An 18,634-nucleotide genomic window follows, 5' to 3' on the forward strand; every position below is an offset into this window, starting at 1 on the left:
TACGTTTTGACCGTGCTCACGAAAAAGTGTCCCCTCGAGTGGCGGCACCGCGCGAGGGTGCGACACTTAGCACATGCGAAAGCAGTTGGGTGTCTGCAATCTATGTGAAGCAATCTGCGGCCTGGAGTACACGATCGACGCCGGACGCATCGTGTCGGTTCGCGGAAACCCCGATGATCCGCTTTCCCGCGGACATATCTGCCCGAAAGCCGTCGCACTGCAGGATATTTACGATGACCCGGACCGTCTGAGAAACCCGGTGCGCCGAACGCCCCAAGGTGACTGGGAGCCCGTGAGCTGGAAGGAAGCGCTGAAGCTCGCCGCGACGAAGCTCGCTGGCGTTCAGAACAATTACGGAAACGATGCGGTCGCGCTCTATCTGGGCAATCCCAACGTGCACAGCCTCGGTGCACTGACACACGGCACACAGGTTGCGAGCGCGCTGCGCACGAAGAACACATTCAGCGCAACCTCAGTGGATCAGTTGCCCCATCAGCTGGTCAGCCACCTGATGTATGGGCATCAGCTGCTGATCCCTGTCCCCGACGTCGACCGAACCGATTTCCTCCTGGTCTTCGGAGCGAATCCGATGGCGTCCAATGGCAGTCTGATGACCGTCCCCGACTTCCCGAAGCGCGTGCGTGAACTCAAAGCACGAGGCGGCAAGATCGTGCTTTTCGACCCTCGACGTACGGAAACCGCGAAAGTGGCGACAGAGCACCACTTCGTTCGCCCCGGAACTGACGCATTCGTCTTGCTGGCGATGCTCAACGTGCTCTTCAACGAAGGACTTACCACCCAGCCGTTGCATGCCGAGGGCGTGGAAACCGTGCGCGCCGCGGTGGAGAGCTTTACGCCCGACAAAGCCGCCGCGGTTACTGGCGTTTCCGCTGACGTTATCCGGCGCGTCGCACGCGAATTCGCCGAGAGCGGGGCGGCCGCCGCGTACGGCCGCATCGGAGTGTCCACACAGGCGTTCGGGACAATCTGCGCCTGGGCGGTGCAGTGCCTGAACATCCTCACCGGCAACCTCGACCGCGCTGGCGGCGCGATGTTCACCGAACCAGCCATCGACCTCATCGAACGTGGGCTGCTGTCACGTGGTCACTTCGACAAATGGCGCAGCCGCGTCCGCGGCCTCCCCGAAGCCGGCGGCGAATTACCCGTCTCCACGCTGGCAGATGAAATCCTCACCCCCGGTGACGGTCAGGTCCGGGCACTCGTCACCATCGCGGGGAACCCTGTGCTGTCGACCCCGGACGGGAAGCGGCTGGGGGATGCCCTGAAGAGCCTGGACTTCATGGTTGCCGTCGACTACTACATCAACGAAACCACCCAGCACGCCGATCTAATTCTTCCGCCCACATCCGCGCTGGAGCGAAACCACTACGACCTCGTCTTCCATCTGCTTGCAGTGCGGAACACTGCCCGCTTCACGCCCGCGTTGTTCCCCAAACCCAAAGGCGCGCGGGATGATTGGGAAATTTTCCGAGACCTGGCCCTGGGTGTCATCCACCGGCGCAAGCGCAAGCCCAAGCTTGCAAAACGGCTCACGATGGAAGTGCGCTTGAGGGTCTCGCCGACCCTGACCGTGGACGGCCTGCTGCGAACGGGCCAGCGCAAACTGTCACTCAAGCAGCTGAAAGCACATCCCGAGGGTATCGACCTGGGCCCGCTGCGACCTGTCCTGCCGGGGCGTCTACGGACGAAGGACAAGCGCATTCAGCTCGCGCCGCAACTGTTGCTCGATGACCTCCATCGGCTCGCGGAAGTACCCGTCGCGGATGAGGGCGACCTCGTGCTGATTGGCCGCCGTCACCAGCGGGACTGTAACTCCTGGATGCACAACACGGAGCGGTTGACCAAAGGCAGGCCGCGGCACCAACTGCTGATCAACCCGCAGGACCTCGCTGCTCGTAACCTCATAGACGGCGAATCAGTCACTGTGACGTCGCGCGTAGGTGAAGTGACCGTGGAAGTTCAGGCTACTGACGACATGATGCCAGGTGTCGTCTCACTGCCGCACGGATACGGCCACGCAGCAAAAAACGTGAACCACCTGCATAACGCCGAGAAACTGCCGGGGGTGTCGATCAACGATCTCACCGACCCGGAGTTGCTCGATGTCAGCGGAAACGCGGCTTTCAGCGGCGTTCCGGTACGCGTGGCCGCGGCACAGTGAGATTCTTGCGGACCTCTCCGAGCAGCGCCTCCCACGACTGCTCGAACTTCGCAACGGCCTGCTTTTCCAGCAACTCGAAGACGTCGGGAAGGGCAATTCCGAGCGCGGTGAGCGATTCCATGTCTTCAGCAGCAAGCGAGTAGTTCGGCGTGACGGTGTCGCCCTTGATTGTTCCCTGATTGGCCACAGCCTCGATCGTGGCCAGTGGTGCGGTGTTCACCGTGCCGGCCGCGACGATTTCGGTCACGTAGCGCGCTGGGTCGTAGGCGGGGTCTTTGACTCCGGTGGACGCCCACAGCGGACGCTGCTTGTTCGCGCCTACGGCGGCCAGATCCGCCCACCGCCTGGCTGCGAACGTTTCTTCATGCAACTGATAGGCGAGGCGTGCGTTGGCAATCGCGGCCCTGCCCAGCAGTGCTGTGGCTTCAGCCGAGCCGATCTCCTTCAGCTGCCGATCGATTTCGGTGTCGACGCGCGAAATAAAGAATGACGCTACGGAGTGGATGGTGGACACGTCGCGCCCGTTCGCATGAGCACTCTCGAGTCCAGCGATGTACGCCTCCATTACTTGTGCGTAGCGTTGCGCCGAGAAGATCAGTGTGACGTTGACACTGATGCCCTCTGCAATCACTGAGGTAATGGCCGGCAGGCCCGCGAGGGTTGCCGGGATTTTGATCATCAGGTTCGGGCGGTCGACGAGGCGTGCCAGCTCTAGGGCCTGCATGATCGTCGCCTCCGAGTCATCAGCGAGGCGGGGATCGACTTCGAGTGAGACCCGGCCATCGACACCGCCAGTTGCCTCGAAGACGGGAGCAAGGACATCCGCGGCCTCGCGGACATCGTCGGTTGTGATTTGACGAACCGTGTCGTCGACGCTGGCGCCTGCGGCTGCGAGCGCGGTCAGCTGCTCACGATACGCAGGTCCGTCGGACATCGCTGCCTGGAAGATTGTGGGATTCGTCGTCACTCCGACGATGTTGCGTGTCGCTACGAGTTCCGCCAGTCGGCCGGAGCGGATAAGTCCGCGGGAGAGGTCGTCGAGCCAGAGCGAAACGCCATGGGCGGAGAGTTGGGAGAGTGCGTCAGACGCGGGCAGTACGGAAGTCATTGTTCCAGGTTCCTTTCGATGAAGTGTCAACAGCTGCGAGCGAATCTTTCGCGGCAGCCACCGCGGCCTCGGCGGTGATGCCGAATTCGCGGTACAGGGTTGTGAAATCGGCTGAGGCGCCGTAATGCTCGAGGGAGACGGTTCGTCCGAGGCGCCCTATGAAGCGCCACCAGGGCTGGGAGATGCCAGCCTCGATGGAGACGCGCGCATCGACGGACCGTGGCAGTACCGAGTCGATGTAATCCGGATCCTGCGCGTCGAACCACTCGACGCACGGCATGGATACGACACGCACACCAATTCCCTCGCGGTGTAGTGCATCGCGAGCGGCGAGTGCGATCTGGACCTCACTGCCCGTCGCGATCAGGATCACGTCGAGGTCACCGTCCGCGTCGGCGAGAATGTATCCGCCCCGGCGCACCCCGTCGTATTGGGTGTCAGCGAGGACGGGGACTGCCTGTCGGGTCAGGCACAACCCGACTGGTCCGGCGTGCCAGTCGCTTTGGCGTTCGATGATCGCCCGCCACGCGAATGCAGTTTCATTGGCGTCAGCAGGCCGGACAACGGCCAGGCCGGGTATGCCCCGCAACGCCGCCAGGTGTTCGACTGGCTGGTGGGTCGGGCCGTCCTCGCCGAGACCGATCGAGTCGTGCGTCCACACATAGGTGACCGGAGCTTCCATGATTGCAGCGAGCCGGACTGCGCCGCGCATGTAGTCCGAGAAAGTCAGGAAAGTGCCGCCGTACGGCCGGGTCGGGCCGTGAAGGGCAATGCCCGTCAGGATTGCGCCCATTGCGTGTTCGCGAACCCCGAAATGCAGTGTCCGGCCGTAGGGCTGAGCTTTCCACTGCCTCGTCTCCGCTGCAGCCGGACCGAATGAATCCGAACCGGCGATGGTGGTGTTATTTGATTCGGCGAGGTCCGCGGAACCGCCCCACAGTTCGGGCAGTACGGGTCCGAGCGCTGACAGGACTTTGCCTGAAGCGGCGCGTGTCGCCATCCCCTTCGCGTCGCGTTCCCACGAAGGCAGGACGCTCGCCCATGCGTCGGGCAATTCCCGGCTGCAGAGACGGTCATGCAGTGCCTTACGCTCCGGGTTGCCGGCTGCCCACGCGTCGAAGGCATGCTGCCATCTGCTCTTCGCGGCGGCTCCGCGGTCGCGGACTGAGCGTGTATGCGCGATGACTGCATCGCCCACCTCGAAGGACTCCGACGGGTCGAAGCCGAGCGTCCTTTTGATCGCCGCGACTTCCTCTTCGCCGAGCGCGGCGCCGTGGACTTTGCCGGTGTTCATTAGCTTCGGCGCGGGATAGCCGATGACGGTGCGCAGCTGTATGAAGGATGGGCGTGATGTTTCAGCCTGTGCTTGAGTGATGGCATCGAGGATGCCCGCGACGTTTTCGCCACCGTCGACCTTCTGGACGTGCCAGCCGTACGCTTCGTAGCGCGCCGCGACGTCTTCGCTGAGGGCGATTCTCGTGTCGTCTTCGATCGAGATCTGGTTGTCGTCGTAGAAGACGATGAGGTTGCCGAGTTGCTGGCGTCCAGCGAGAGACGATGCTTCCGCGGTGACGCCCTCTTCGATGTCTCCGTCTGAAGCTATGACGTAAATGAAGTGGTCGAACAGGGATTCACCAGCAGCGGGAACCGGATCGAACAATCCACGTTCACGCCGCGCGGCCATTGCCATTCCGACTGCGGACGCCAGGCCCTGCCCGAGTGGGCCTGTCGTGATCTCCACACCTGCCGTGTGGTGCAGCTCAGGGTGTCCCGGGGTGAGCGATCCCCACGTGCGCAGCGACTTGAGGTCGTCGAGTTGGAGGCCGTATCCAGCGAGGTAGAGCTGGATGTACAGCGTGAGCGACGAGTGCCCGCAGGACAGAACGAATCGGTCGCGGCCAGCCCACGTGGGATCCGCGGGGTCGTGCCGCATCACACGCTGAAACAAGGTGTACGCCAAGGGCGCGAGGGACATGGCAGTCCCGGGGTGTCCGTGCCCGGCCTTCTGAACCGCGTCGGCGGCGAGCACACGCGCCGTGTCGACCGTGTGAGTCTCTAGATCCGTCCAGTCTGTGGGGACGTTTCGCGCTGTCAGCGCCGGGATATCGGCGGTGGATGTCATGAAGAGACCTTTCTGGGGTGGCCTGTCGCTGAGCCTCGCGGCGACTTCAGTATGTGCGCGAAGAAATCATATGTGCAACCAAGATGCTCATATGAGCACGATAGGATTGCCGAATGGCGTCAGGCATGGGACCCGACGAGCTTGTCCGGCTCGCACATATCGCTCGGCAGCACTTCGTAGCAGGAAAAACCCGGATCGAGATTGCTGAGGAACTCGGACTGAGCCGGTTCAAGGTTGGCCGGCTCCTCGATGACGCCATCAGCTCGGGAATTGTCCGGTTTGAGATCGCGGTTCCAGGACCGATCGACGACGAGAGGTCGTCCGCTCTTCAGCGGCAGTACGCACTTAAACGTGCGGTGGTAGTGCGAACCCCCACGGAACTGCCGGATGCAGTTCAGGAACAACTCGGCCGCGTCGGGGCCGATCTGCTGCGAGAGATCGCGGGCCCGGACGACATTCTCGGCTTAACGGCCGGGCGTACCCTCAACCAGCTCGGCCAGGCGCTGACGTCGTTCGCGATCGGGGAGGTCGTGCAACTCGCTGGCGTCGCAGGGCCAGTACAAGCGACGGGTGTCGAGGTCATCCGGCGTGTGAGCACCGTCGCGCACGGTCGCGCGTGGACGCTGTACGCGCCACTCATTGCATCCGACATCGGTGCGGCGGAGGCGATTCGCCGTCAGCACGACGTCGCCCAGACGCTCAGGCAGTTCGACCGAGTAACCGTCGCGGTCGTGGCGATCGGCAGCTGGGATCCTCCCGATTCGCAGTTCTACGACAACCTGGGAATCACGCCGGCGCGACGGAACGCGCTGGAAGACAAAGGCGTCGTGGCCGACATTGGTGCCATCCTCATCGATGGCCAAGGCCGGGTCGTTGATGACGTCCAGCAACAATGCATCTCTATCGACGCAGCAGGTCTGCGTCGAATTCCCGAGGTTGTCGGTATTGCGGGCGGCGGGCGAAAAACCGGCGCGGTGCGCGCCGCGCTGGCGTCAGGCCTGATCAACTCGCTGGTGACTGACTCCGCCCTGGCCGCGCGGTTGCTGGAGGAGTAGACGTCGAATGGCGTGTCGCGCCCCCGGGCCCGTATAGCGCGGACCACCTCTGAGCGACAGATCGCAAAATGGACGGGCTTTTTCTGTCGCTGCGAGGTGGGCGCAACGATCATCGGTCAGAGCGCGACTCTGTTTTCCCATCGCCGAACGCTTCGTCGCGTTCGCGCACGGCGTGCCGGAAACCCTCTCTCATTGAACGCATCTGGAACTCGTACCCCTCGCGGGTGTGGCGGGAGATACCGTCGAAGACGGTGCTGATCATGGTTGAGTTTGCGACTCCCTGAGCGATTAACGCGCTGTTGAGTGCAAGCTTCGCCATGATCAGCTGGTTGATGGGCATCATGGCGATGCGTTCCAGCAGCGCCTCTGTCCGTTCGTCCAGGTTCTCGGCCGGGCAGGATTCAACTGCAAGCCCCCATTCCGCAGCCTGCTTCCCAGTGAGGCAATCACCGGTGAGCAGCAGTCGTTTCGCGCGCTGATCGCCGAGCCTGTGAGCCCACATTCCGGCGGCGGGAATGCCCCACACGCGGGTTGGCGGGTAGCCGATCTTCGTGTCATCCGCGCAAATGATCTGATCGGCGTACAGCGCGATATCCGTTCCGCCTGCAACGCAGAAGCCGTGCAGCTTCGCGACGACCGGCTTGTTGGCGTGGAGCAGGCTGGAGAATCCACGGTTGAAGCGGCTCATCATGGCGTAGTCGACCATGGGATCCCAGGTGTTGCCTGGAATATGGTTGCGGGCTTGCACAACTGGGTCGAGAACGGTTCCTTCGGTGTGCTGCCCAGATTCGGCCTGAAAACCCGCTTCAGCAAAGATACCGAGGTCGTAGCCCCCGCAGAACCCTTTCCCGCGCCCCGACACGACCGTGACGTGGATCCGCGGGTCGAGGTCTGCACGTTCGATGGCGTGCGCGAGGTCGAGAGGGGTGTCGGCCGTGATTGCGTTTCCGCGCTCTGGACGGTTGAAGGTAATTCGCGCGACGCGTCCGTCGCGCTTGTAGGTCAGTGTGGGGTAGGTGGCCTCATCGGCGGGCTCCGGTCTGCCTTCATAGAGCCCGCTGGACGGTTCTCGCCATCCCGCGGGTCTGCTGCCGAGAGCGTCACTGTTATGCGAAGTTTCCATGTCGGCCCTCCCCGGAAGCGAACCTTCCAGCACCTGTGAACGTATCGGCAGAAATAGAGATCATGCCCCGCTGCCACTCGTTGACCAAGGCCTGCTGCAGGGTGAGTGATTCTTGCTCATAGCTTGCCAATCGATCCTGACGCATACAGGTTTGCGGGAAAGCAGCCATCTGGCTGGCCAGGTCAATCGCGGTGTCGAGAACGTTGCCGGGTTCGCTGACTCGGTTCACAAGTCCCATGCGCAACGCTTCCGCGGCGTCCACTGGTCGCCCAGTCAGGATCATGTCCAGCGCGTGGGAGTGGCCGATCAGCCGGGGGAGGCGCACGGTGCCGCCGTCGATCAGCGGCACTCCCCACCGTCGGCAGAACACGCCAAACACCGCGGCAGGGTCCGCGACGCGGAGGTCCGCCCAGATCGCCAGCTCGAGTCCGCCCGCTACGGCGTAGCCCTCGACGGCCGCGATGACGGGCTTGCTCAGCAACAGCCGCGTGGGCCCCATGCCAGCGGGCCCGTCCTCGTGCGGCTGGGAAATCTGCACATCGCCTCGCGCGACTGCTTTGAGGTCCGCACCTGCGCAGAAGTTCCCTCCAGCACCGTAGAGAATCGCAACTGATGCGGTGTCGTCACGATCGAACTCGTTGAACGCCTCGGTCAGTGCTCGTGCATGGTGATGGTCGATCGCGTTGCGGACGTCGGGCCGGTCAATCGTCACGATGGTGACGGGTCCGCGTTTGCTGACGGTGATGCTCATGCCGGTACCTTCGCTGTCGCCCGGTCGATTATCGTGCCGGTATCGATCCCGGTGGGCAACGTTCCGAAGACGTCACCGTGCTCACTGCCCAGCCTGCTGCGCGTAAATGCCTCGGCGACGGCAGGATTTCCGTACCGGACGAGGAGTGCGCCCTGGAGCACTTGCGCCATGCGGCCAACGACATGACGAGCGCGATACTGCAGGGTGTCGAAGTCGCTGAACTGAGACTTCAGGTCAGCGAGGGCCGTGCGGACATGTTCAGAGCCGGAAGCTTGCTCGATCTCGTCGAAGAACACCGACAGGGTGTCTGGCTGTTTCGCGAGGGCGCGGAGCATGTCAAGCGCTGCGACGTTGCCCGATCCTTCCCAGATCGACAGCAGCGGTGCCTCGCGGTAGAGCCGAGGCATCCGCGATTCCTCGACGTAACCGTTGCCGCCCAGACATTCGAGGGCTTCCGCCGCGTGGATGGGGCCGCGTTTGCAGACGTAGTACTTGCTCACAGCGAGCCCGATGCGCCGCAGCGCGCGCGAACGTTCGTCCGAGTTGTCGACCAGGGAAGCGAGCCAGAGGCCGGCGAGCGTTGCACCTTCCGCTTCGACCGCAAGGTCAGCCAGTACGTTCTGCATCAACGGTTGATCGGCGAGGTAATTGCCGAAAGCTTTGCGGTGCGCCGCATGGTGGACGGCCTGTTGCACGCCCACTCTCATCAGGGTGCCGGTCGCCAGGGTGCAGTCCAGCCTGGTCATGTTGACCATTTCGATGATGGTGGGGACGCCGCGGCCTTCCTCGCCGACGAGGAACCCGACAGTGTTGTCGTATTCGACTTCACTGGACGCGTTTGACCGATTGCCCAGCTTGTCCTTGAGACGCTGGAGGGAGAAGGCGTTACGGGTGCCGTCCGGCAGGACACGCGGCACGAGAAAACATGTGACTCCGGCGTCCGTTTGTGCGAGCGTCAGGAACAGGTCAGACATCGGGGCTGAAGTAAACCATTTATGCCCGGTGATCCGGTATGTGCCGTCGGATTGCCGAACCGCGCTCGTCGTATTGGCGCGCACATCGGATCCGCCCTGTTTCTCCGTCATCGACATGCCGGCGATCAGTGCGCGTTTGGACAGCGGTGCACGCAGGCCGGGGTCGTATTCCTTCGCTGTCAGTCCTGGCTCGTATTGCCTGGCGAGATCTGGGGTGGTGCGCAGCGCGGGGATCACCGCGTACGTCATGGAAATAGGGCAGAGGTGACCGGGATCGGCCTGCCCCCAGATGGACATTTTCGCTGCGCGGATGAGGTGGGCGTTCGGCCGGTCCTCGGACCATGGTGAGCCGTGGAGGCCGAAGCCCGTCGCGTACCGCATGAGCTGGTGATAGCTAGGGTCGTAGACGACTTCGTCGATACGGTTGCCGTAGCGATCGTGAGTTTTTAGAACGGGGTGGTGGGCTTCAGCGAGGTCACCGAGTTCGATCGCCGCGTCACTGCCTGCGAGTGCGCCGACTTCCTGCAGTTCCGCGAGGGCACCTCGTGCACCTGCCTGCGCGAGCACATCTGTGATGACGGGATAGTCGGCGGGGTTGTAACCGGTGAGCGGCGGAACCTGGTTGAAGACTGAGTGTGTGGACATGGCAGCGCCTTTGCTGAGGAGTGAGTCTTAGGGGTGTGGCGCGCCGAGCGCGCGGCGGACGAAGGCGAGCACGTCGGGAATCACTTCGGGCGCAGGCGAGCTGTGTCCGAGGGGATAAACAAGTGCTTCGCCGATGGCACCGACGATGGCAGCGCCGGTGAGATGGGGGTTCTGCGGGGGGAGCTGGCCGACGGCGATGCCTGCACGCACAACTGTCGCGAACAAGTCGGTATAGGAGGAGCGGAAGCTGAGGCGTTCGGCTTCGACGAGGGGATCCACTGGCTCTGCCAGCAGCGCATAGGCCATGCGCGGTGCGCGCAGTGCCCGGGTGCAGAATGTTTCCGCAGCCGCAAGGAGCGCGGCCTCGAAATCGCGGGACGCGGTATGTTGTGCAGCTCCCCGGGAAGCCGCTGCGACTTCCTTCGCGCACGTCATCCGGAAGACCTCGGCGAAGAGTTCGCCTTTGCTGGGGAAGAAACGGTAGAGCGTCCCGGTCGCCACGCCGGCTCGTTCCGCGACCGCTGTCATAGTGCACCCGGCGTACCCGGCGTCGTGAATCAAACTTGTTGCAGCCGCGATGATGTCCTGCCGGGTCTGGGCCTGGCGCGCCTTCACTGCATCTGTTTGCCGATATGCCATAACAAGGAGTGAACCTCAGTTCACACCTTGCGTCAAGGGGTGAACTTGAATTCATTACTACCGCGCGAGCGTCCCCGCCATCGCCACGAAAACAAGCATGAGGACCAGGCAGAACCAGAACGCCCCGAACCAGCGGCGCCAGTCGGCTCCTGCCGACCACGTCCGCAACGTGCCAATGACGGCGCCGAACGCGCCCAGAAGCATGATGGCAGGTGGTCCGATCGACACGATGCGGCGTGACGTGTCGCCGCACGGATCGGCGATATCGCACCCGTCGGGGACCGTCGTCGCGCCGTAGATGAGCACACCTAGCGCGGCGGCGACCACAAGGCCGACATATACGGCGATTCTGCGGAACTGCACTGCTGCCCCAACCGTTGACATGTGACCTTCCCCTGTGACCTTAACGCCGTGAAGAGAAAGCGCATTACGCTGTAGAACATGACTGTGCAGCGAGGCGGCGCCGAACAGGGGCAAAAAGCAGGTTTCTCCACCACTGCGATCCATGCGGGATTCGACCCGGACCCGCAGACCGGCGTGGTGAACGTGCCGATCTACGCGAGTTCCACCTTCGCGCAGGACGGCGTTGGCGGAATGCGCGGCGGGTACGAGTACGCGCGGACCGGAAACCCCACACGGAAGGCGCTGGAAGACAACCTCGCCGCGATCGAGGCGGGAACCTTCGGCCGGGCCTTCTCGTCAGGAATGGCGGCGACAGACGCGCTGCTGCGCGCGACGCTGCGTCCAGGCGACCACCTCGTCATCCCGAACGATGCGTACGGGGGCACGTTCCGCCTGATCGACAAGGTCTTCACGTTGTGGGGCATCAGCTACACGCCAGCGCCGATTACTGACCTTGATGCGATCCGCACAGCAATCCGCCCGGAAACGAAGCTTGTGTGGATCGAGACGCCCACCAACCCGCTGCTGAACGTCGGCGATATCGCCGCGATCGCGGAAATCGCACACGAAGCAAATGCGAAATTCGTCGTGGACAACACGTTCGCCTCGCCGTATCTTCAGCAGCCGCTGCCTCTCGGCGCAGACGTTGTGCTCCACTCGACAACGAAGTACCTCGGCGGACATTCCGATGTGGTGGGCGGCGCACTGGTTACCGATGACGAGGAACTCGACGCTGCGGTGGCTTTCCTGCAGAACGGAGCGGGCGGCGTTCCCGGGCCATTCGATGTCTTCCTGACGATGCGCGGTATAAAGACGCTGGCTGTGAGGATGGACCGGCACAGCGACAATGCGGAGAAGGTCGTGGATTACCTCTCCGGGCACGCCGCTATCGCAAGCACCCTCTATCCGGGCCTGCCGGAGCATCCCGGTCACGATGTCGCTGCGAAGCAGATGCGCAGGTACGGCGGGATGGTCTCGATCAGACTCAAGGGCGGGCGCGCCGCTGCGCTCGACATGTGCGCGCGAACCAAAGTCTTCACGCTCGCTGAATCACTCGGTGGCGTCGAATCGCTCATTGAGCACCCTGGGGCCATGACACACGCATCAACCGCCGGTTCGCTCCTTGAGGTTCCCGACGACCTGGTGCGGTTGTCCGTGGGGATCGAAGACGCAGAAGACTTGATCGCCGACCTGGAACAGGCCCTGGGCTAGCGAAGACTTAGTGAATTGGACGGTCCTGTCGGCTAGGGTCGCGGAGTATGAGTGGCGACGTTCTCTTCATAGTTGGCAGTGTCCGGCCGGTTCGAGTTGGTGATCAGCTTGGTGAACACATCGTCAAGCTGTTCGAGGACGCGGGTGATGCGCGGATCACCATGGTCGATCTGCGCGAACTCGCGCTCCCGTTCCTTGATGAGCCCAAGATGCCGGCGCTTGGCAAATACGAGCATGAGCACACCAAACGATGGTCCGACCAGGTTGCCGGTTCGTCGGCAGTGGTGATCCTGACACCCGAATACAACTGGGGTTACCCGGCCTCGGTGAAGAACGCGGTCGACTATCTGTACAAGGAGTGGAAGGACAAGCCCGCGCTGCTCATCAGCTATGGCGGCGGGGGAGGGAAACGCTGCTACGAGCAGTTGCTCCAGGTGCTCGGCCGGGTGGGGATGCAGCTTGCGGAAACCCGCGTCAACATCGTGTTGCGTGACGCGTATGGCGACGATGACCGGCTCAAGGACGCGGCGGCGATCGTCGATCGGGAGTCAGATGTGCTTATCAAAGCGTGGCAAGAATTGCAGGCGCTCATCGCCAACAAGGATGAGCTGTGAAATGCGGGCAGCCCCGGCGTTTGGTGCCGGGGCTGCCCGATTAACAATCTCGGCTGTCAGCCTTGGTAAGGCTCCGCGCTGAGCAACGTGACGGTCATAGTGCCGCCGTTGGGAAGCTTGTACTCGCGGGTGTCACCCACCTTCGCGTCGAGCAGTGCTGAGCCGAGCGGCGAACTCGGAGAGTATGTTTCGAGCTGCTCACTCGATGTGCTTTCCTCGCGTGTCGCGAGAAGGAACGTCTCGGTATCCGATTCGTCACCGTCGTAGTAGACCTTGACGACGGAACCCGGAAGTGCGACGCCTGACTCCTTCGGCGCCTCGCCGACCTTCGCGTTGTTCAGAAGCTCCTGCAGTTGGCGGATGCGCGCCTCCTGTTGTCCCTGCTCTTCACGAGCGGCGTGATAGCCGCCGTTCTCTCGCAGGTCTCCTTCTTCGCGGCGCGCGTTGATCTCCGCGGCGATCTTAGGTCGATTGGCGATGAGCGTCTGGAGTTCGCGATCGAGCCTGTCGTATGACTCCTGGGTCAGCCAGGTCACCTTAGTGTCGGTCATGGTCGGTCACTCCTTTATACTGCGGCTGGCGCTTCGAGCGCACAGCCTAAGCCGGGCGGGTCAGCCATCTGCTGCCCGCCATGCCTGGTGGGCGTTTTCGCCCACATATGCGCATACACGGCCCCATGTGGAGCCGTGTATGAGCCAGGATACACGTCGTCGCGGTAGCGAGCGCGGTAATACGAAGCGAACTGCGCGTTAACGAAGGCTCGCGAATCTCATCGCTGCTCTAACGCGTCAGATAGGCGGGAACGTCCGCGCTGCATCCATAGACGTCGCCCATCCCAGGCGGCTGGGAGGTGACGATATGAGTGGTTACTTCCACAGCATCGCTGTCAGACGGAGGGACGTATATTTCCCGGCGGCCGGTTTCCGAACCGTCTCGTGAACGAGCCCTCACTACACACACGACCTCTTGCCCTGGCTCGTCACGGGTCACCTTGAAACGAATCTTCAGAGTCGACTCGTCGAGGATCTCGTAGCCGAGACGCTCGGCCGTGATCGGCGCGCTGACGAGTGGCCGATAGCCCAGGTAGACGACGACGCCGAGGACGGTGGCGAAAACGGTGGCGAGTGCGACTACTGCCCAGCGGGGCATGCGGCGCCCGGACCGGGCGGACGGGTAGCGGCCAAGGGGCGCTGGTCGCGAAGTACTCATGACATCCGTTCAGGGAGGTGTCGACGGCCACGGCGTGACGCTCCCGCGGCCGCCGCTTACTCTGTTAGTCACGATAGCTGCGTCGTGCCGACTGAGACGAAACGGCCACTGCCTGTGAGCCAGAAGAGTGAGGATCACCGCACTCTGGCCTAGGGACGGGTTTAGCGTTGTCGTTCCGCTGCCGTAACGTGGTAGAACGGCAGGGCGAGTTTGTACCAGAATGGTGCGTGCCCGAGTGGTGCAACGGGGAGAGTTAAGGAGAGAACGTGGGCGGACTTCGGCTCATGGCGGTTCATGCTCACCCCGACGACGAATCGAGCAAGGGCGCAGCCACGATGGCGCGTTACGCCAAAGAGGGCCACGATGTGATGGTCGTCAGCCTTACGGGTGGCGAGCGGGGCGACATCCTCAATCCAGCCATGGACACCCCCGGCGTACATCAGCGCATCTCGGAAGTCCGCAAGGAAGAAATGGCCCGCGCCGCCGAGATTCTCGGTGTGCAGCACAGGTGGCTCGGATTCGTGGACTCCGGTCTGCCGGAGGGTGATCCGCTTCCTCCGCTCCCGGAAGGCTGTTTCGCGCTCGTTCCCGTCGACGTCGCGAGCGAAGCCCTAGTCAAGGTGATTCGTGAGTTCCGGCCGCACGTCATGATCACGTATGACGAGAACGGTGGCTACCCGCATCCCGACCACATCATGTGCCACAAGGTGTCGATGGCTGCGTTCGAGGCTGCGGGCGATCCGGAGCAGTTCCCCGACGCAGGTGAGCCCTGGGAACCACTCAAGATCTATTACGTCCACGGTTTCCTCCGTGATCGCATTCAGATTTTTCAGGATGATTTCGAATCGCGCGGCGAACCCAGCCCGTTCCGTGAGTGGCTAAAGAGCTGGAAGCCACGGCAGGGTGACATTATGGGCCGCGTGACGACGCAAATCACATGCGGAGAGTACTTTCCAGTCCGTGATGAGGCGCTGCGCGCGCATGCTACCCAGGTCGATCCGAATGGGCCCTTCTTCCTGGTGCCATTGGAGATGCAACAGCGCCTCTGGCCGACAGAAGAGTTTGAACTAGCGGCGACGCGGGTAAAAACAGCAATTCCGGAAACTGATCTGTTTACCGGTATTTCATCCGGCGATGAGACGACCTCTAAGGAGAACGAGCGATCGTGACCACGCAGTTTTCCGGTCTCCTCACTCTGAGCGCGATGCCAGCACTGGTCATCGCGCAGGATGCGGTTGTGCCGACTGGTCCGGAGTTCGGGAAAGCGTCACCGATCGGGCTTGTAGTTATTCTCGTGCTGATGGCATCGATGGTGTTTCTGCTGCGGTCCATGAACAAACATCTTCGAAGGCTCCCAGAAACCTTCGAGCCGGAACATCCTGAGCCCGATCAGGAAGCCGATGAGGGCACCGACCGTGGCGGAATTCAGTCCGGGCAGGGTTCGTGACGGCGCCCCGGCGCGACGATTCCGAACTCCACCAGAACAGGCTGGGGCAGTCAGCTAGCCCCTACCTGCGGCAGCACGCGGACAACCCGGTTCATTGGCAAGAATGGGGCGAAGAAGCGCTCAATTGGGCGCGCGAACGAGACGTCCCGATCCTGCTTTCCATCGGTTACGCCGCATGCCACTGGTGCCACGTCATGGCTCACGAGTCATTCGAGGACGAAGCGACAGCACAGGTCATGAACCGCGAGTTCGTGTGCATCAAAGTTGATCGTGAAGAGCGGCCTGACCTGGACTCGGTGTACATGAACGCAACAATGGCGATGACGGGGCACGGCGGCTGGCCGATGACGTGTTTCCTTACCCCCGACGGCCGGCCTTTCTATTGCGGCACGTACTACCCGCGGCAGCCCCGCGGCGGGATGCCTTCCTTCACCCAGGTGCTGCACGCGATCGCGGAGACGTGGCACACGAGACGCGCCGAGGTGGATCAGGCTGCCGGTTCGGTGCAGGATGCATTGCAACGGAATTCCGATGCATTCCCGGTGGCGGATGTCGAAATCACCGCGGGCATTCTGGACAAAGTTGCCGATGCCATCGTCAGCGATGAAGACACCGAGCACGGGGGTTTCGGCGGCGCTCCCAAGTTTCCGCCGTCGGCGACACTCGAGGGGCTCTTGCGTCACTACGAGCGAACGGGACGTCACCTTCCGACGATTGAGCGCGCCGCGGAGGCGATGGCGCGCGGAGGTATCTACGACCAGCTCGCAGGCGGTTTCGCCCGCTACTCCGTCGACGCCGGGTGGGTTGTGCCGCACTTCGAGAAGATGCTTTACGACAACGCGCTGCTGTTGCGGTTCTACTCGCATTATGCGCGGCGAACGGGGTCGGAACTCGCCAAGCGTGTTGCGACGGAAACTGCGGCGTTCCTTCTGCGGGATCTACGGACAGCGGAAGGCGGGTTCGCGTCAGCCTTCGACGCGGACACCGACGGCGTTGAAGGTCTCACGTATGTGTGGACTTCGCAGGAATTGATGGATGCGCTCGGGCTCGAAGACGGTTTGTGGGCTGCAGGGGTGTTCGGGGTGGGCACCACTGGAACGTTCGAGGGGTCGCAGTCTGTGCTCCAACTGCTGCAGGATCCTGACGACATGGCGCGCTTTGACCGCGTCAGGGCTGCGCTACTCGAAGCGCGACGGACGCGTTCCCAGCCTGATCGTGACGACAAAGTCGTGACGGCATGGAACGGTTTCGCGATCACCGCGCTGGCGGAGGGCGGTGCGGCACTCGGTTTCCCCGAGTGGATCATCGCCGCGAAGCGGGCGGCTGAGCTTCTGCTCGACCTGCACGTCGTTGATGGGCGGCTCCGCAGGGCGTCTCTGGGCGGTGCAGTTGGTCAAGCGGTGGGTGCGCTCGATGACTATGCGGGTCTCGCGGCAGGTTTGCTTGCACTCTTTCAGGCGACGGGCGAGGAACGCTGGCTGCAGGCCGCGACCGGGCTGGTCGACACCGCTGTTACGCACTTCGCCGATCCGCAGGCGCCCGGGAGCTGGTTCGACACCGCGGATGATGCCGAAGTGCTGATTGCGCGGCCACGTGATCCCCTTGACGGCGCCACCCCGTCAGGCGCATCGCTTCTAGCTGACGCGCTGGTGACGCTGGCAGCTCTCAGTGAGCCGGATCGGGCGGCCGCGTACGCGGAACTTTCCGCCTCGTCGCTGCAGCGCGCTGCGATCGCACTGGCCCGTGCACCGCGCTCGGCGGGGAACTGGTTTGCTCTCGCCGAGGCCTCTCGGCACGGCCCCATCCAGGTTGCTATCTCACTGCCTTCGGGTTCCGGCAGCGACCTGCTTGACGCGGCACGCCACCATGCGCCCGGCGGTGCGGTAATCGTCGCGGGGGAGGCGGACTCATCGCCGCTGCTCGCCGACCGGACCCCAGTCGACAACAAACCCGCGGCGTACGTGTGCCGCGGGTTCGTGTGCGACCGGCCAGTCGTTGACGTTTCGGCGCTGGTTGCAGCGCTTTCGACTACTGCTGACGGCGCTTCTGGACAGCGTTAGCGAGTCGCTCGAGCACGCCTTCTGTCGTCCCGAAGTCCATGCATGCATCGGTGACGGACTGGCCGTAGACCAGCGGTCCCGGACCCGGCTCCTGGCGGCCGCCGACGATGAAGCTTTCCAGCATGACGCCGGAGATTTCATCCGCGCCCCCCGCGATCATGTCAGCGATTTCCCCGGCAACGCCGGCCTGCCGGACATGATCTTTACCTGAGTTCGCGTGGCTGGCGTCCACCATCAAACGTGTCGGCAATTGTGCCTTGCCGAGCAGCTTCGTCGCCGTTTCCAGGTTTGTCGCCTCGTAGTTGGGGCCGCCCCTGCCACCACGGAGAATGATGTGCGTGTCAGGATTACCTGTCGTCGAGACGAGAGCTGCCCGCCCATCGAAATCCGATCCGAAGAAAACCTGCGCTGCGTTGGCCGCGCGGCAGCCGTCGATGGCCACCTGGATGTCACCGTCGGTCGCGTTCTTGAAGCCAATCGGCATGGACAGCCCTGAGGCGAGCTGCCGGTGAACCTGGCTTTCGGTGGTCCGGGCTCCGATCGCACCCCAGCTCACGGCGTCGGCGATGAACTGCGGGCTCGTCGGTTCCAGGAACTCGCAACCAACTGGAAGGCCCGCGTCGAGAACGCCTAGCAGCACCTCACGGGCAAGGCGCAGGCCGCGCGGCACGTCATACGTTTCATCCATGTCGGGGTCGTTGATGAGACCCTTCCAGCCAACCGTGGTGCGCGGCTTCTCAAAGTACACCCGCATCACGACGCACAGTTCTTGCTCGAACTGTGCAGCGAGAGGCGCGAGCTTTGACGCATAGTCCAGCGCTGCGGCGGGGTCGTGCACCGAGCAGGGGCCTGTGACGACGAGCAGGCGATCGTCAGCGCCGGAAACGATGGCACGGATGTCCATTCGGCTGCTCTCGACGAGTTCCGCGCGAGTGTCACCAAGTGGAAGTTCATCTAGGAGCTGGCGCGGCGACGGAAGCGCTGCCATGGAGCGGACGTGCAGATTGCTCGTCGGATGCAGAGTGGGCGTGGCGGATGATGAGGCATGCTTGCTTGCGTGCTCATCGATATGGATTGTCACGAGTGGCCTT

General features: G+C 63.0%; 17 protein-coding genes. 7 read left to right on the forward strand and 10 right to left on the reverse strand.

From position 1 onward, the window contains the following. The first annotated feature begins 73 nt into the window (after window positions 1-73). The gene (locus tag FHU29_RS02225; RefSeq protein WP_064439680.1) at window positions 74-2,182 is read left to right on the forward strand and encodes a molybdopterin-dependent oxidoreductase; all 2,109 of its coding nucleotides are present in this window, start codon (window positions 74-76) and stop codon (window positions 2,180-2,182) included. On the opposite strand, the gene tal is transcribed toward FHU29_RS02225, so the two are convergent. Together tal and tkt are read right to left on the reverse strand one after the other, a co-directional pair. Beyond that, complete coding sequence (gene tal / locus FHU29_RS02230; RefSeq protein ID WP_064439681.1) at window positions 2,145-3,290, reverse strand: transaldolase; 1,146 nt, start codon at window positions 3,288-3,290, stop codon at window positions 2,145-2,147. The two genes, FHU29_RS02225 and tal, sit on opposite strands and share 38 nt — an antisense overlap. Further along, a complete protein-coding gene (gene tkt, locus FHU29_RS02235; protein WP_064439682.1) occupies window positions 3,265-5,412 on the reverse strand; it encodes a transketolase in 2,148 nt (715 codons plus the stop codon). The genes tal and tkt overlap by 26 nt, the downstream gene beginning before the upstream one ends. Before the next feature lie 113 nt (window positions 5,413-5,525). On the opposite strand from tkt, the gene FHU29_RS02240 reads away from it, so the two are divergent. Continuing rightward, the gene (locus FHU29_RS02240; RefSeq protein ID WP_064439683.1) at window positions 5,526-6,467 is read left to right on the forward strand and encodes a sugar-binding transcriptional regulator; all 942 of its coding nucleotides are present in this window, start codon (window positions 5,526-5,528) and stop codon (window positions 6,465-6,467) included. A 109-nt stretch (window positions 6,468-6,576) separates the two neighbouring features. Here the strand turns inward: FHU29_RS02240 and FHU29_RS02245 are convergent, their stop codons facing one another. Genes FHU29_RS02245 through FHU29_RS02265 form a run of 5 tightly spaced genes read right to left on the reverse strand, consistent with a single transcriptional unit; the run spans window position 6,577 to window position 10,983 of the window. Next, window positions 6,577-7,590, reverse strand: a complete 1,014-nt coding sequence (locus tag FHU29_RS02245) for a crotonase/enoyl-CoA hydratase family protein (protein WP_064439684.1) — start codon at window positions 7,588-7,590, stop codon at window positions 6,577-6,579. Then, window positions 7,574-8,341 (reverse strand): crotonase/enoyl-CoA hydratase family protein, encoded by a 768-nt coding sequence (locus FHU29_RS02250; protein WP_064439685.1) that lies wholly within the window; start codon window positions 8,339-8,341, stop codon window positions 7,574-7,576. Before FHU29_RS02250 ends, FHU29_RS02245 begins: the two co-directional genes overlap by 17 nt. Further along, on the reverse strand, window positions 8,338-9,960 hold the full coding sequence (locus FHU29_RS02255) for an acyl-CoA dehydrogenase family protein (RefSeq protein ID WP_064439686.1): 1,623 nt from the start codon (window positions 9,958-9,960) through the stop codon (window positions 8,338-8,340). The genes FHU29_RS02250 and FHU29_RS02255 overlap by 4 nt, the downstream gene beginning before the upstream one ends. A 27-nt stretch (window positions 9,961-9,987) precedes the next feature. Then, window positions 9,988-10,599, reverse strand: coding sequence for a TetR/AcrR family transcriptional regulator (locus FHU29_RS02260; protein WP_064439687.1), 612 nt, complete (start codon window positions 10,597-10,599; stop codon window positions 9,988-9,990). A gap of 57 nt (window positions 10,600-10,656) precedes the next feature. After that, window positions 10,657-10,983 (reverse strand): hypothetical protein, encoded by a 327-nt coding sequence (locus FHU29_RS02265; RefSeq protein WP_064439688.1) that lies wholly within the window; start codon window positions 10,981-10,983, stop codon window positions 10,657-10,659. Window positions 10,984-11,040: 57 nt separating this feature from the next. Between FHU29_RS02265 and FHU29_RS02270 the strand changes: the two genes are divergently transcribed. Both FHU29_RS02270 and FHU29_RS02275 read left to right on the forward strand, forming a co-directional pair. After that, on the forward strand, window positions 11,041-12,213 hold the full coding sequence (locus tag FHU29_RS02270; RefSeq protein WP_064439689.1) for a cystathionine gamma-synthase: 1,173 nt from the start codon (window positions 11,041-11,043) through the stop codon (window positions 12,211-12,213). A gap of 47 nt (window positions 12,214-12,260) precedes the next feature. Further along, window positions 12,261-12,827 carry an NADPH-dependent FMN reductase gene (locus tag FHU29_RS02275; RefSeq protein ID WP_064439690.1) on the forward strand — a complete coding sequence of 189 codons (567 nt, stop codon included), beginning with the start codon at window positions 12,261-12,263 and terminating at the stop codon, window positions 12,825-12,827. Between the two features lie 56 nt (window positions 12,828-12,883). Here FHU29_RS02275 and greA read toward each other — a convergent pair whose 3' ends face one another. Together greA and FHU29_RS02285 are read right to left on the reverse strand one after the other, a co-directional pair. After that, window positions 12,884-13,378 carry a transcription elongation factor GreA gene (gene greA, locus FHU29_RS02280; RefSeq protein ID WP_013808212.1) on the reverse strand — a complete coding sequence of 165 codons (495 nt, stop codon included), beginning with the start codon at window positions 13,376-13,378 and terminating at the stop codon, window positions 12,884-12,886. Between the two features lie 229 nt (window positions 13,379-13,607). Beyond that, on the reverse strand, window positions 13,608-14,036 hold the full coding sequence (locus tag FHU29_RS02285; RefSeq protein ID WP_064439691.1) for a DUF4307 domain-containing protein: 429 nt from the start codon (window positions 14,034-14,036) through the stop codon (window positions 13,608-13,610). 266 nt (window positions 14,037-14,302) lie between these two features. Here FHU29_RS02285 and mca point away from each other — a divergent pair, with 266 nt between their 5' ends. The 3 genes from mca to FHU29_RS02300 are packed head-to-tail and all read left to right on the forward strand — an operon-like array spanning window position 14,303 to window position 17,543. Next, complete coding sequence (gene mca / locus FHU29_RS02290) at window positions 14,303-15,205, forward strand: mycothiol conjugate amidase Mca (protein WP_232322919.1); 903 nt, start codon at window positions 14,303-14,305, stop codon at window positions 15,203-15,205. A 35-nt stretch (window positions 15,206-15,240) separates the two neighbouring features. Then, window positions 15,241-15,483 (forward strand): hypothetical protein, encoded by a 243-nt coding sequence (locus tag FHU29_RS02295; protein WP_064439830.1) that lies wholly within the window; start codon window positions 15,241-15,243, stop codon window positions 15,481-15,483. Further along, window positions 15,480-17,543 carry a thioredoxin domain-containing protein gene (locus tag FHU29_RS02300; protein ID WP_064439692.1) on the forward strand — a complete coding sequence of 688 codons (2,064 nt, stop codon included), beginning with the start codon at window positions 15,480-15,482 and terminating at the stop codon, window positions 17,541-17,543. Before FHU29_RS02295 ends, FHU29_RS02300 begins: the two co-directional genes overlap by 4 nt. On the opposite strand, the gene FHU29_RS02305 is transcribed toward FHU29_RS02300, so the two are convergent. Further along, window positions 17,512-18,624, reverse strand: coding sequence for a 3-deoxy-7-phosphoheptulonate synthase (locus tag FHU29_RS02305; RefSeq protein ID WP_083962225.1), 1,113 nt, complete (start codon window positions 18,622-18,624; stop codon window positions 17,512-17,514). The two genes, FHU29_RS02300 and FHU29_RS02305, sit on opposite strands and share 32 nt — an antisense overlap. Between the last annotated feature and the right edge of the window lie 10 nt (window positions 18,625-18,634).

It is taken from the genome of Hoyosella altamirensis, from assembly GCF_014191505.1.
GTDB classification, from domain to species: domain Bacteria; phylum Actinomycetota; class Actinomycetes; order Mycobacteriales; family Mycobacteriaceae; genus Hoyosella; species Hoyosella altamirensis.